The sequence below is a fragment of the Lacisediminihabitans sp. H27-G8 genome (assembly GCF_046156175.1).
Taxonomy (GTDB): Bacteria; Actinomycetota; Actinomycetes; order Actinomycetales; family Microbacteriaceae; genus Lacisediminihabitans.
Genome location: NZ_JAYLVL010000006.1, coordinates 62,766 through 75,929 on the forward strand (window position 1 = coordinate 62,766; position 13,164 = coordinate 75,929).

Consider the following 13,164-nt stretch of genomic DNA (forward strand, 5'->3'; position numbering starts at 1 on the left):
GTCATGGCGTGGGCAGGTCGAAGGCGTCCAGCTGAAGGGTTCCGTCGCCACCGAGCCCGTGTGCGGTGCCATCGAAGTAGACCGACCAGGTGCCCGCGTTGTAGTAGATGACGTCCTCGTCCTGCACCGCGCCCAGACCCGCGACCGTGGTGTTCGCCGCACCGAATGACAGGTAGAAGTGGGTGTCATCGACCCGGACGAAGCCATCGACATTCGCGTTGCTCGGCAGCCTGTAGGGGGCCGCGCTGGCGTCGATCACTCGCGTGTAGCTCTTTCCACCGTTCCACCGGTAGATGTCAGCGGGGTCACCGCTGGACGCACTTCCCGCACCCGGGGGGACTGCCGCATTGCTGGTGGAGAAGTACAGCTGACCCGCGACGATGCTGATGGCATCCAAGTTCGTTGCCCTGTCACCGACCAGACCATTGGCATTGCCGTCGAAGAACAGCGACCAGGTTCCCGCGTTGTAGTACACGACATCTCTGTTCTGGACGGTGCCGATGCCCGGCACGTTCACTGGGCCGGTGAAGGACAGGTAGAAGTGCGTGACATCCACCCGGTCGAAGCCGTCAACGTTGGCGGTGGCCGGCAGGCCGTACGGCGCAGTCGTCACGTCGTATTCCCGGGTGAAGGTCGCCCCATCCCAGAGGTGGATGTCCGCGTCATCAGCGGTACCCCCCACGCCGGGCGGGTTGGTGTTCCCCTCCGTCGAGAAGTACAGCGCCTGGCCGGGAGCCGGGGGTGCCGGTGGCAGCGCATCGCCGGGGAACGAGATGGCATCCAGGTCGAGGCCGGCCGAGGTGTTCAGCCCGTGGTCGCCACCGTTGAAGTAGATCGACCAGGCGCCGTTGAAGTAGACCACGTCCTCGTCGTTCACGGCACCGACCCCGGGGACGGTGGTGGTCGCGTTGCTGAACGACATGAAGAAGTGGGTCGCGTCGCGCCAGATGAGCCCGTCCACGTTGGGGTTGGTGGGGCCTGTGGCAAGCCCGCTGTTGGGCAGGTTGGTCGGCGCCGTCGTGGCATCAAGGACGCGAGAGTATGAGCTGCCCCCGTTCCAGCGGTAGACGTCGGCGTTGTCGCCGGTGCCACCGGCGCCCGGAGGCACCGCCGCGTTATTGGTCGTGAAGTACAGCGTGTTGCCCACGATGCTGATTGCCCCGAAGTCGATCGCGCCGGTCAGCCCGTTCGCGCTGCCGTCGAACCAGAGAGACCACGAAGTGCCGTTGAAGTACACGACGTCTTCGTCGGACACCGTTCCGATTCCCGGAAGGGTGACGTTGCCAGAGAACGAGGCGTAGAAGCGGGTGGCGTCCACTCGGGAGAAGCCGTCGGTGTCCGCGCTGCTCGGCACGTTGTACGGCGCAGCGGTCATGTCGATCGAGCGACTGAACGCGGTGCCGTTCCAGACGTGGATGTCTGCATCGTCGGCGGTTCCCGTCACGCCCGGAGGGTTGATGTTCCCCGCCGTCGAGAAGTACAGATCGGGGCTGGGCGTGGCCACTGTCGCGCCGAACTCGTCTGCGCCACTGTCGAAGCCACCGAGCGCGGGCCGAGCCTGGTTGTCGATATCCGTGGCGGGCGCGGTCACGCCTGCCTTGGACGCCGCGCCGAGGTTGCACGCGGGTGAGCCGGGGCAGTTTGCCAGGTGGTAGTTGCCCAAGAGGTTCGGCGGAGCCTCTACCGTCACGAGGGTCGCATCCACGAAGGCCGGGTTCTGACGCCAGGTGGCGAAGGAGACTGAGACGTCGTAGGTCGAGATCACTGCCGGATCGACGGTGCTGTTGGTCGGACTGGTCGTGTAGGCGTGATCCGCGGTGTTCTGCTGCACGACCGAGTTCGTCGGCGCGAGCAGACCTGTGCCATCGGCGACTCCGAGATCCCAGTTGTTGATGTCTGCCGCACCGGTGAGGCCGATACCGGTGACCGAGGTGCCGGCGCGAGTGCCGGCGCGGTTGTCCCAGAAGATGTTGTTGAACGTCAACGGCTGGCTGAAGGTCGGTGACCCGCTCGGCAGTGTGGCCTGCAGCTGGTCGCTGTTCGCCGACGTGGACAACCCGGCAGGAGCCGGCTGGCCGTCCGAGGTGACCGCGGTGGCCGTCGTCAGGTTCTTCATGATCGTGTTGTTGAAGACCCGGACGTCGGGGGCGTCGTTGATCCCGATGCCGCCACCCTCGTGGGTCGACACGTTGTTGACGATCATGTTGTTGTACACGTTCATCGGGTAGTTACCGGCCATCAGGAATCGGATGCCGCCGCCGTCGTCGTTCGCCATGTTGGCCTGGATCTGGTTGGCGTAGATGTCCACCGCCCCGGAGCCGGGCGAGAGTGCACCGACGGTGGCCGGCAGTTGCCCGGCGATCATGATGGCGCCGCCCTCGTCATTGGACGAGTTGAAGTAGATGCGGTTGTGATGGATCTTGCCGCCGGGGCTCAGGCCGTAGGCGCTCAGCCCGCCGCCGTACTCCAGCGAGAAATTGCCGCAGATGTCATTGCCGGACACCTCGTAGCCGTCGGAGCCCGCGAAGAGGCCGATGCCGCCGGCCAGGTTGGTGCCGGCGTTGGCGATCACGCGGTTGTTGGCGATCCGCACGTTCTCGTTGTGGTTGCTCGTGTTCGGCGCGGCCAGGTCGGGCGTGCCGATCCTGATGGTCCCGTAGCCGCCGCCGTTGTTCTGCACCACATTGTTGGTGATCTGGAGGGAGCGGGTATACGCGTTGGCGAAGATGGCTCCGCCCTGGGTGGTGATGTTCGGCGGCAGGCCGGTCGGCCCACCGGTGAGGGCATCGATGTTGCCCGGGAAGCCCACCTGGTCACCGCCGCGGATGTCGAAGCCGTCGATCGACGCCTTGAATCCGTTGGTGAACTGCCGAGCCCGTCCGGACGCGGTGGTGGCGTTCGCCGAGGCGAGCACGTAGATCGCCTCCCCGTCATTGACGGCCTGGTTACCGTCCCAGGCCAGCCCGCCGACCTTGGTGAACCAGGCGGTGGCAAGCGCGGTGTCTCCGCCGAAGGCACCGGCGTCGATGATCGATCCGGGCACGAATGTGCTGCCCTGGAATCCGCCGGAGCCCACGCCCTGCAGCTTGACCGGCGAGGCGACGACGAGGTTCTCGTAGTACGCTCCGCGAGGGTTGCCCGCTGTAGAAGGGGCCGGGTAGACGACCACCAGGTCGTCGCCGGGGTTCGTGAACGCGGCATCGAGCGCGGCCTGGACCGTGGCGAAGGGGTGGCCGGGGCCGACCTCGTTGACGGTGGGGCTGTAGCCCGTTCCGAGCACATGGAAGGTGAGTCCGTTCACCGTGCTCTGGCCGTTGCCCGAGGTGATCGCGAGCTGCTGCGCCCCCACCGGGGTTCCCCCTGGCACGGTGGCTGAGATCGAGGTATCGCTCCAGGCGGTCACTGTGAGAGCGGTGCTGCCGAGCGTCACTCGGCCGGTGCCCTGGGCCGCACCGAAGCCTGTGCCGGCGATGGTGAAGGATCGGCTCCCCGTCGCTGTCACGTAGGGCTGCGAGACGGCCAGCAGTTGTGGCGTGGCGCCATCGAGTGTGCACGCGATCGCCGTGTTGACGCCGGTCGTGGGCGACCCGACATACACGCCGACCTGGGTCGGAGCGAGGTCCGTCGGAATGGTTACACCGGGGAATGCCTCGAACTCGGTCGCAATCGAGCGATAGCGTGGGTTGTAGTTCGAGTTCAGATGCCCGGGGATGCCGGGGTCGTTGCCCACGAAGCGGTACATGTTGGCACAGATGCCCGACGGCGTGGGGCAACTGATGTGGTTCGTGGAGGGAAGCAGCACGTCGTACGCCCCGTTGAAGTCGGACTCGACTGTCGTCACCAAGCGGTTCGCGAAGTCATAGATGCCGATGGGCGCGAAGGCCACGCCGGTCTTCTCGCCGAAGAGCGTGGACCTCGGGTCGGTGGAGAAGTTGATGTCGTCGACGATCAGGCCACGAAGACGGGACGGAACGGGCACGTCGGTGAAGACGTTGAACATGGGCACGATCGACTTGCCGTTGTTCACGCGCACCAGTTTTGTGTCGCAGGTCGGCGTGGCTTTTCCTTCGTACGGTGACCCACCGATCCCCAGGAACGTGGGGTTCGAGACCGGGGTCGAGGCCGGCACGGTAACCCCCGTGGGGACGCCGTTGGTGCCGTCACCGACCACGGCGGGGTACCCGTCCGTCTTGCTGCCGAGGAGGTCGACGGTGTGGAGCGTTCCCGCACAGGCGGGCGGCGGCACCTGTGGAACGATCTGATCGCCGTTGCCGATGTTGATGTCCGTCTCGCTGGTCACCTTGTACAGGGGGTCGCCGGTGGCGTCCTGCGGGATCGCGATCTTGACCAGGTAGTCGCCGCTTCCGAGCGGCTCGAAGGTTCCGCCGTCGCACACCGGGTTGGACGGATCTGTGGCGATCAAGGTGCCAGTGCAGGCGTCTGCGAAGCCGTAGTTGCCATCCACGGCCGCACCGAAGTTGGCGGCCGGCGTGCCCTGGTCGGTCGGGTACGGCCCGAATTGAACGCCCTGGATGAAGCTGGAGATGCACTCTCCGGAAGTCTCCTGGTTCGGCGCGAGCACGTTCTCGTCAAAGGCGGCGGGGTTGTCGGCCGCGTGGACGAGAGGCTTGCCATCGACGTCCCGAGCCACGCATCCACTCGGGCGGCTCCAGTGCTCCGAGAGGTAGGTGTTCAACAGCTTCCCCTTGGCCAGCGACCCGTCGGGCGCGAGCTCGAACGCGTCGTTCGTGCCACCACACGGTGCGGCAGTCGTGCCGCAGTCGACAGTGGACCAGAGCTCAACCGGCACATCGGATACGCCCGGCTGCCAGTCCTCGGATGCGGCGTATTGGGGATCGAGCTCGTTGCGGGTCGTGTCGTAGCTGACCGAGCCGACGATGCCGCCGTTGCGGGGGTCGATGCCGTTGGCCCCGGTCGAATCGTAGGAGTGCACTCCCCAGTCCATAGTGCCGCTGAGACCGATGATGCTGAGCACGCTGACATCGACGCCGGCGCCCTTGACCGTTGTCGGAGTCGGCTGGTTGTCTGACTGGTAGGTGACACCGGTGGTGTAGAAGGAGGGGTTGAAGTTCTCCATGACGGTCCACTCGCTGAGGGGGTATGCGCTCTCGAAGTGGTAGTAGCCCGTGCTGTCGGTGGTGACGAGGTTCGTCCCCCGGTCCATCAGCGAGTTGTCCTGCTTGCGCATGGTCAGGGTGAAGTTGGGCAAGCCGGCCTCGCCCGGGTCCTTGACGCCGTTGCGGTTGGTGTCGTTGAAGACGTATCCGTCGTATTCAGTCCACCATCCGCTGTCCGGCAGGTTTCCCATCTTGACGGTCTCGCCGTTCTTCACGGTCACATTGACCGTGTCGAGGAAGTGGTTTTGCGGCTCGTCCCACCAGCTCAGGCTGTAGTTGCCGTCGGGCACGCCCGAGATGTCGAAGGTGCCGTCCGCGCCGCCGTGACCGACCCAGACCGCCTGGTCGCCCGCCTGCAGGTCGCTCAGCGAGAGCCACGGATTGACGATCGGCTTGCCCATCTTGCTGCCGGTCAGGCCGAGCCAGTAGTTGAAGTCGCCGCCCTTCGGCGGGCTGTACTGCTTGACGTTGACCACCGCGCCCGTGATGTGGCCCGAACCGCCTGCCAGGGTATTCGTTGGCTTCACGAATCCGAAGATCGGACCGGGAACGGGTTCGCCGGCCACCAGGGCTTCGGTGTCGTATCCGGTGCTTCCCTCCATGACCCAGGCGTCGAAGTCGTGGTTTCCTTCCAGCGTCGTGGTCTGGATCCAGGTCTGGTTGGACGGGGCCGAGGCGGTGAGCGCATAGCGGTTGCTCCCCAGGTGGGGCATGGTCAGGATGCCGTCGGCATCGCTGACGCAGTGGCCGCCCGACCCGGGGATCGGAACCGGCAGCATCTCAAGGTCCAGACTGGCCAGGGGGATCACATGGGTGATCGGGTCCTCACCCTGATACACGGTGCACAGGGGGTTGCCGTAGACGTCGGTCTGCACTTCACCCAGGGTGTCGGCGATGTGGCCGGTGAAGCCGGCCAGGCCGGGCTCCCCCTGGTCGATCGTGCCGTTGGTCGTCGCGCTGTCCTGGAAGATCTGTGCGCGGAGTGTCGAATCCGGCAAGGGTGTTGGCTGCAATTCGACCGTGACCAGACCCGACGCCGGGAACGGCACGGTGAAGTGCGCGCCGTCGATCTTGTACCCGTCGGACAGCACGGAGATCAGGTAACGACCGTTCGGCAGGTCGACGCCGGTGGCGAAGTCCGTCTGGTCGCCCTGGCGCACGATGGGGCTCGTGGTGTGCGGCGTCTCCCTGATCGAGGTCCATTCGCAGGAGCCCGGATACCCGGCGTCGAGAGTGTTGCAACCGGAACCGAGCGCGGGACTCCGCTGGGCGGTCGATCCGCTGTTGTCAGCGTTGATCATGTAGGTGAAGTTCACGATGGGCGCGCCCTTGGCGACCCCGGTACCCCCGAACGCGCGAGGTTCCGTGCGCGCGCTGATCACGTTGAGCGTCAGCGTGCGCGTCGTCGCGGCCTGGGCCGGTTGGGGGGCGGGGGCCACAAGCAGGGCGATCGGCATGGCGATCGCCGCGACGACGACCACAATCCGCTTCCAGAGCGGCCGCGACGGCAGCAGAAACCTGGACGCTTTTTTCGTCGACACCATGCTGACCTCCGAAGTCGGGATGAGATCAGGATGATCGAAAGCGAGGGGTCGTCAAAGCCCTACCTGAGGGGTACCCGCTCCCCAAAATTGGGGGGTCCGGTGTTTCTGCTCAACCCCGGGCCGGATGCTCGAGGCGCAGGGAACGAGCAATCGCCGCTGAGCTGATGAGGTGCTGAGGTGATGAGCTGATGAGCTGATGGGCTGATGGGCTGATCGGCTGATCGGCTGATCGGCTGATCGGCCATTTGTCTCATATTTGAGACAGGGGTGCGGACCTTCCTGTGGCGCGCGACCTGTCGAAGGAGTCTGATGGGGTTCATGCAGCTTTCCGCAACCATCCTCCCGGTCCTGATCGGCATCGGCGCGCTCACCCCCGAGCAGGTCGTGGCCGTTGCGAGACTCGACGCTCCGATCGAGATCGACGCTGCGGCACGCGCCGCGGTGATCGCGAGCCGGGAGACCGTCGAGCAGCTCGCGAGCGACAGCGAACCGCACTACGGCATCTCCACCGGCTTCGGCGCCCTCGCCACCACCTTCATCGCCGAAGACCGCCGCCGGCAGCTGCAGCGCAGCCTCGTGCGTTCGCACGCCGCGGGGTCCGGTGCCGAGGTCGAACGTGAGACCGTGCGTGCACTGATGGCGCTCCGCCTCTCGACGCTGCTGACCGGTCGCACCGGCATCCGGGTCGAGACAGCCGAAGCCTATGCGGGGATGCTCAATGCCGGGATCACCCCGATCGTGCGCGAATACGGATCGCTCGGTTGCTCCGGCGACCTCGCACCGCTCGCCCATTGCGCCCTCGCGCTCATGGGCGAGGGCACGGTGCGAGACCGTGACGGCATCCTGATGCCTGCTGCCGAGGCGCTGGCCGCGGCGGGGCTCAGCCCCGTCGTGCTCGCCGAGAAGGAGGGCCTCGCGCTCATCAACGGCACCGACGGGATGCTCGGCCAGCTGGTGCTCGCCCTCGACGACCTCGGGCGGCTGCTCTCCACCGCCGACCTGTCCGCGGCGATGTCCGTCGAGGCGTTGCTGGGCACCGACGCGGTCTTCGCGGCGGACCTCGCCGCCCTGCGGCCTCAATCCGGCCAGCAGGTCTCGGCGGCGAATCTCCGCGATCTGCTCGCCGGCTCCCCGATCGTGCAGAGCCACAAGGGGCCGGAGTGCACTCGCGTGCAGGACGCCTACTCTCTGCGTTGTGCACCCCAGGTGCACGGGGCGGCGCGGGACACGGCCGGATATGCGGCGATGATCGCCGGTCGCGAGCTCGCCTCGGCGGTGGACAATCCCGTCGTCACCCTCGATGGCAGGGTCGAATCGAACGGTAACTTCCACGGCGCACCGGTCGCCTATGTCCTCGACTTTCTGGCCATCGTGATCGCGGATGTCGCGAGCATGTCCGAGCGTCGAACCGACCGCATGCTCGACCCCTCCCGGAGTCAGGGTCTCCCCGCCTTCCTCGCCCATGAGGTCGGCGTCGACTCCGGGTTGATGATCGCCCAGTACACCTCGGCCGGCATCGTCTCGGAGCTCAAACGTCTCGCTGCACCGGCCTCTGTCGACTCGATTCCCTCCTCCGCGATGCAGGAAGACCACGTGTCCATGGGCTGGGCCGCGGCCCGCAAGCTGCGGAACGCCATCGATGGGCTCACCCGGGTGCTCGCCATCGAGATCCTCACCGCCTCCCGGGCACTCGATCTGCGCTCTCCCCTGCTTCCCGGCCGCGCAACCGGTGCCGTCGTCGCCGAGGTGCGACGGGATGTCGCCGGGCCCGGGCCAGACCGTTACCTCTCCCCCGAGATCGAGTCCGTCGTGGAGGCAGTCGCCTCCGGACGCCTCCTCGCCGCCGTCCGCACCGTGATCGGAGAACTCGCATGAGCCTCAGCACCCCTCGCACTCCCCCGGTCTCCGGCCCGCGGCCGGTACGCGCCGCCCGGGGCTCGACCCTCACAGCGAAGAGCTGGCAGACCGAGGGCCCGTTGCGCATGCTGATGAACAATCTCGATCCAGAGGTCGCCGAGCATCCCGACGATCTGGTGGTCTACGGCGGCACCGGTAAGGCTGCGCGCAACTGGGAGTGCTACGACGCCATCGTGCGCACCCTCGAGACTCTGGAGAGCGACGAGACACTCCTCGTGCAGTCCGGCAAGCCGGTGGGGGTGTTCCGCACCCACGAGTGGGCGCCCCGCGTGCTGATCGCGAACTCCAACCTCGTCGGCGACTGGGCGACCTGGCCGGAGTTCCGTCGCCTCGAGCAACTCGGTCTCACCATGTACGGGCAGATGACCGCGGGGTCATGGATCTACATCGGCACGCAGGGCATCCTGCAGGGCACCTACGAGACCTTCGCTGCCGTCGCGGACAAGAGGTTCCACGGCACTCTCGCCGGCACGATCACCCTCACCGGTGGTGCCGGCGGCATGGGAGGCGCGCAGCCGCTCGCCGTCACGATGAACCACGGTGTCGTACTCATCGTGGATGTAGACCGGTCCCGGCTCGAACGCCGGATGGCGAAGGGCTACCTCGACGAGCTCGCCCGCGACCTCGACGATGCACTACGCCGGGTGATCGCCGCGAAGGAGCTGCGCATCCCCCTCTCGGTCGGCCTGGTCGGCAACGCCGCGACGGTCTTCGCCGAGCTCCTCGCTCGGCACGCTCCCATCGACATCGTGACGGACCAGACCTCAGCCCACGATCCCCTCGCCTACCTCCCCGAGGGCATCTCCGTCGAGGACTGGGAGCAGCGCTCTACCGACGATCCGCAGGGTTTCACCGAGCTGTCGCGCGCGAGCATGGCGAAACAGGTCGCGGCCATGGTCGGATTCCAGGATGCCGGCGCCGAGGTGTTCGACTACGGGAATTCCCTGCGAGCCGAGGCGAGACTCGGCGGCTACGATCGCGCCTTCGACTTTCCCGGTTTCGTGCCGGCCTACATCCGTCCCCTCTTCGCGGAGGGCAAGGGGCCGTTCCGGTGGGTGGCCCTGTCCGGTGACCCCGCAGACATCGCGGCCACGGATCGCGCCATCCTCGAGCTATTCCCGAACGACAAGAAGCTTCGCCGCTGGATCACCGAAGCGGGCAAGAAGGTGCACTTCGAGGGACTTCCCGCGCGCATCTGCTGGCTCGGCTATCAGGAACGCCACCTGGCCGGCCTGAAGTTCAACGAGATGGTGGCCTCGGGAGAGCTCAGTGCGCCCATCGTGATCGGTCGCGATCACCTCGACTCCGGATCCGTCGCATCCCCCTACCGGGAGACCGAGGGCATGGCGGATGGCTCGGATGCCATCGCCGACTGGCCACTGCTGAATGCACTGCTCAACACCGCTTCGGGGGCAACCTGGGTATCGATCCACCATGGCGGCGGCGTCGGAATCGGGCGAAGCATCCATGCCGGTCAGGTGGTCGTGGCCGATGGCACCGATCTCGCCCGCCAGAAGATCGAGCGGGTGCTGGTGAACGATCCGGGCACCGGGGTCATGCGGCACGTCGATGCCGGCTACGACCGAGCCGCCGAGGTCGCCCGCGAACGCGGACTGCGCGTGCCTCTCTGGGAATACTGAGTGACCACTTTCCACTGCGCGGTGCTCGTACGACCGGGATCCGTCACCGAACGTGTGCGAATCGAGACAGACCCTGCTGGCAACATCGTGAATATCGCCACCGGGGTCGAGGCGGCCCCCGGGGATGTGCGCCTCGCAACCGTGGTTCCGGGATTCGCGACTGCCCACTCGCACGCATTCCACCGGCTTCTGCGGGGAACCACACATGCCGACGGCGGCGATTTCTGGCAGTGGCGCGACGCGATGTACCGGGTCGCCGGGCTGCTCGACCCCCCACTGATGTTCCTCGTCGCCCGCGCGGTCTTCGCTGAGATGCTGGTGAGCGGCTTCACCGCCGTCGGCGAGTTCCACTACGTGCATCACCGGCCGGACGGCGCAGCCTACCCGGCACCCCACGCGATGGAGATCGCGATCGGAGAAGCCGCGCGCGCAGTCGGCATCCGCCTGGTGTTGCTCGACACCTGCTACCTCGATGGCGGGATCGCAGCGCCTCTCTCCCCCCAGCAGCGGCGCTTCGGCGACGGATCGGCCTCCGGATGGCTCTCGCGCTGGCACTCCCTACGCGAGGTGATCGAGGGCGACCGGGTGACGCTGGGCGCCGCCATCCACTCGGTGCGCGCGGTCTCCCCCGCAGCAATGGCGGAGATCAGGGATGGGCTGGACACAGGGACGCCCCTGCACATCCACGTCTCCGAACAGCCGCAGGAGAACGCCGACTGCATCGCCGCCTACGGGGACACTCCCGTCGGGGTGCTTGCCGGTCTCGGGATGCTGGACGCCCGACTCAGCCTCGTGCATGCAACCCACCTCACGCCGGCCGACCGCACCCTCATCGGTGCCTCCGGCTGCTCTGTCGTGATGTGCCCGACGACCGAGGCGGACCTCGGAGATGGCATCGGTGACGCCCTCGGACTGGCGACCGCAGGAGCACGGATCGCGATCGGCTCCGACCAGAACGCGGTCATCGATCCCCTTCTGGAGCTGCGCGGCCTCGAAGCCGGTGAACGACTCTCCTCGGGTCGCCGCGGTCGATTCTCGCCTGCCGCCCTTCTCGATGCCGGCACGCGCGCCGGCTATGCGAGCCTCGGCATCAGCAGCACCGTGCTTGCCACTGGGGATCCGTGTGACCTCGTCGAGATCGACCGGACCTCGCTGCGCACGGTGGGGTCCGCCGCCGACCAGCTCTTGCTCACCGCGACCGCGAGTGACGTGCGGAGGGTGATCGTCGGCGGCCGGATCGTCGCCGAAGGCGGTCGACTCACCGCCGGGGCCACCAGCCCGGAAGTCCTGCTCGCCGAGGCGTTTGCCGCAGTGGCGGCCGCGTGATGTCCGAGCTCATCACCGACATCGGCGAACTCACCACGCACGGCGAGGAGAGAACACGGCTGCACGACGCCGCGTTGGTGATCGATGGAGCGCGAATCGCATGGATCGGATCGGCCCGGGACGCGCCCGCCGCCGACACCCGCACCTCCGTCGGCGGTCGGGCCGTACTGCCCGGCTGGGTCGACTCGCACAGCCACCTGGTCTTCGCCGGCTCACGCGACGCCGAGTTCGAGGCACGGATGGCCGGGCGGCGCTATGAGGCGGGCGGGATCGCGTCCACGGTCGCTGCGACGCGCACAGCACCCGAGGCCCGGCTTCGTGAAACAGCGACGGCGCTGCGGCACGAGGCGGAGCTTCAGGGCACCACATTCCTCGAGACGAAGACCGGCTACGGACTCGACGTGGAGAGCGAGCTGCGCTCGGCGCGCGTCGCGGCTTCCGTGGCCGACACCGTCAGTTTCCTCGGTGCCCACGTCGTCCCTCTAGGCGTCGATCGCCGGGACTACCTCGACCTGGTGACCGGCCCGATGCTCTCGGCGGTGGCGCCCCACGTGCAGTGGATCGATGCCTTCTGCGAGGTCGGTGCCTTCGATGTGGAGGAGTCGCGGGAAGTACTGCTCGCCGGCAGGGCGGCAGGGCTCGGCCTGCGCCTTCACGGCAACCAGCTCGGCTTCAGCGGCGGAGTCGAACTCGGGGTCGAACTCGGCTGCGCCAGCGTCGACCATTGCAATCATCTTGATGCCCGCGACATCGATGCCTTGTCGTCATCCGCGACTATCGCCACCCTCCTGCCGGCCTGCGATCTGTCGACCCGCGAGCCGCTCGCACCCGGCAGGGAACTCCTCGACGCCGGAGTCGGGATCGCACTCGCGAGCAACTGCAACCCGGGGAGTTCGTACACCACGTCGATGCCGTTCTGCGTTGCTGTTGCGGTTCTCCAGATGGGACTCAGCGTCGACGAGGCCGTCTGGGCGGCTACCCGCGGAGGAGCACGCGCGCTCGGCCGCGACACGGGACCGGATGCCCTCGGCGCGCTGCGTGTCGGCGGCCGGGCGGACCTCCAGGTGCTCGACGCACCCTCCGTGGTGCACCTCGCCTATCGGCCGGGGGTACCGCTGACCACGGCGGTGTGGCGCCTCGGCATCCGCACTCCACCGTCACGGCCGGCCTTCTAGCGCTGAACCTCACGGGCGCAGTCGATACAGAGCGCTGCGCTCGGCCGGGCTTCGAGACGGGCTTCGCCGATCGGGCGGCCGCATCGCACGCACGAACCGTAGGTGCCGGCGGCGAGCCGGGCGAGCGCAGCCTCGTTCTCTTCGAGGCGGGTGCGAAGGCCGCTGCCGATCCCCTCGATGCGAGACCAGTCCGACGACAGAGTCGATCCCTCGGGATCGTGTTCATCGTCAGCCGAGGAATCGGCCCGCGCGACGCGGACACCGTCGAGCTCCGAACGAGTGCTGTCGATGCCTCGTTCGAGCTCGGCGCGCTCGGCAGCCAGCACCGATTCGATCCGGGGCAGATGCGCTGAATATATCGCCTCAGCCATTCAGCGATCCCCTTCCCGAGGGCCTTTTCACCCAGATTTCGGGCACCACAAGC

6 protein-coding genes are annotated in these 13,164 nt (G+C 67.2%); 4 read left to right on the forward strand and 2 right to left on the reverse strand.

Going from position 1 to position 13,164, the window contains the following annotated elements; all coding sequences use genetic code 11:
- Position 1: 1 nt before the first annotated feature.
- Complete coding sequence (locus tag VLI63_RS16320; protein WP_409157917.1) at positions 2-6,682, reverse strand: SdrD B-like domain-containing protein; 6,681 nt, start codon at positions 6,680-6,682, stop codon at positions 2-4.
- Positions 6,683-7,000: 318 nt separating this feature from the next.
- On the opposite strand from VLI63_RS16320, the gene hutH reads away from it, so the two are divergent.
- Genes hutH through hutI form a run of 4 tightly spaced genes read left to right on the forward strand, consistent with a single transcriptional unit; the run spans position 7,001 to position 12,740 of the window.
- Positions 7,001-8,557 (forward strand): histidine ammonia-lyase, encoded by a 1,557-nt coding sequence (hutH, locus tag VLI63_RS16325; protein ID WP_409157918.1) that lies wholly within the window; start codon positions 7,001-7,003, stop codon positions 8,555-8,557.
- Positions 8,554-10,239, forward strand: coding sequence for a urocanate hydratase (gene hutU, locus VLI63_RS16330; protein WP_409157919.1), 1,686 nt, complete (start codon positions 8,554-8,556; stop codon positions 10,237-10,239). The genes hutH and hutU overlap by 4 nt, the downstream gene beginning before the upstream one ends.
- Positions 10,240-11,565 (forward strand): formimidoylglutamate deiminase, encoded by a 1,326-nt coding sequence (locus VLI63_RS16335; RefSeq protein ID WP_409157920.1) that lies wholly within the window; start codon positions 10,240-10,242, stop codon positions 11,563-11,565.
- Positions 11,565-12,740, forward strand: coding sequence for an imidazolonepropionase (hutI, locus tag VLI63_RS16340; protein WP_409157921.1), 1,176 nt, complete (start codon positions 11,565-11,567; stop codon positions 12,738-12,740). The genes VLI63_RS16335 and hutI overlap by 1 nt, the downstream gene beginning before the upstream one ends.
- On the opposite strand, the gene VLI63_RS16345 is transcribed toward hutI, so the two are convergent.
- Positions 12,737-13,111: a TraR/DksA family transcriptional regulator gene (locus VLI63_RS16345; RefSeq protein ID WP_409157922.1), complete on the reverse strand. Its 375-nt coding sequence runs from the start codon at positions 13,109-13,111 to the stop codon at positions 12,737-12,739. The genes hutI and VLI63_RS16345 overlap by 4 nt on opposite strands.
- Positions 13,112-13,164 lie beyond the last annotated feature (53 nt).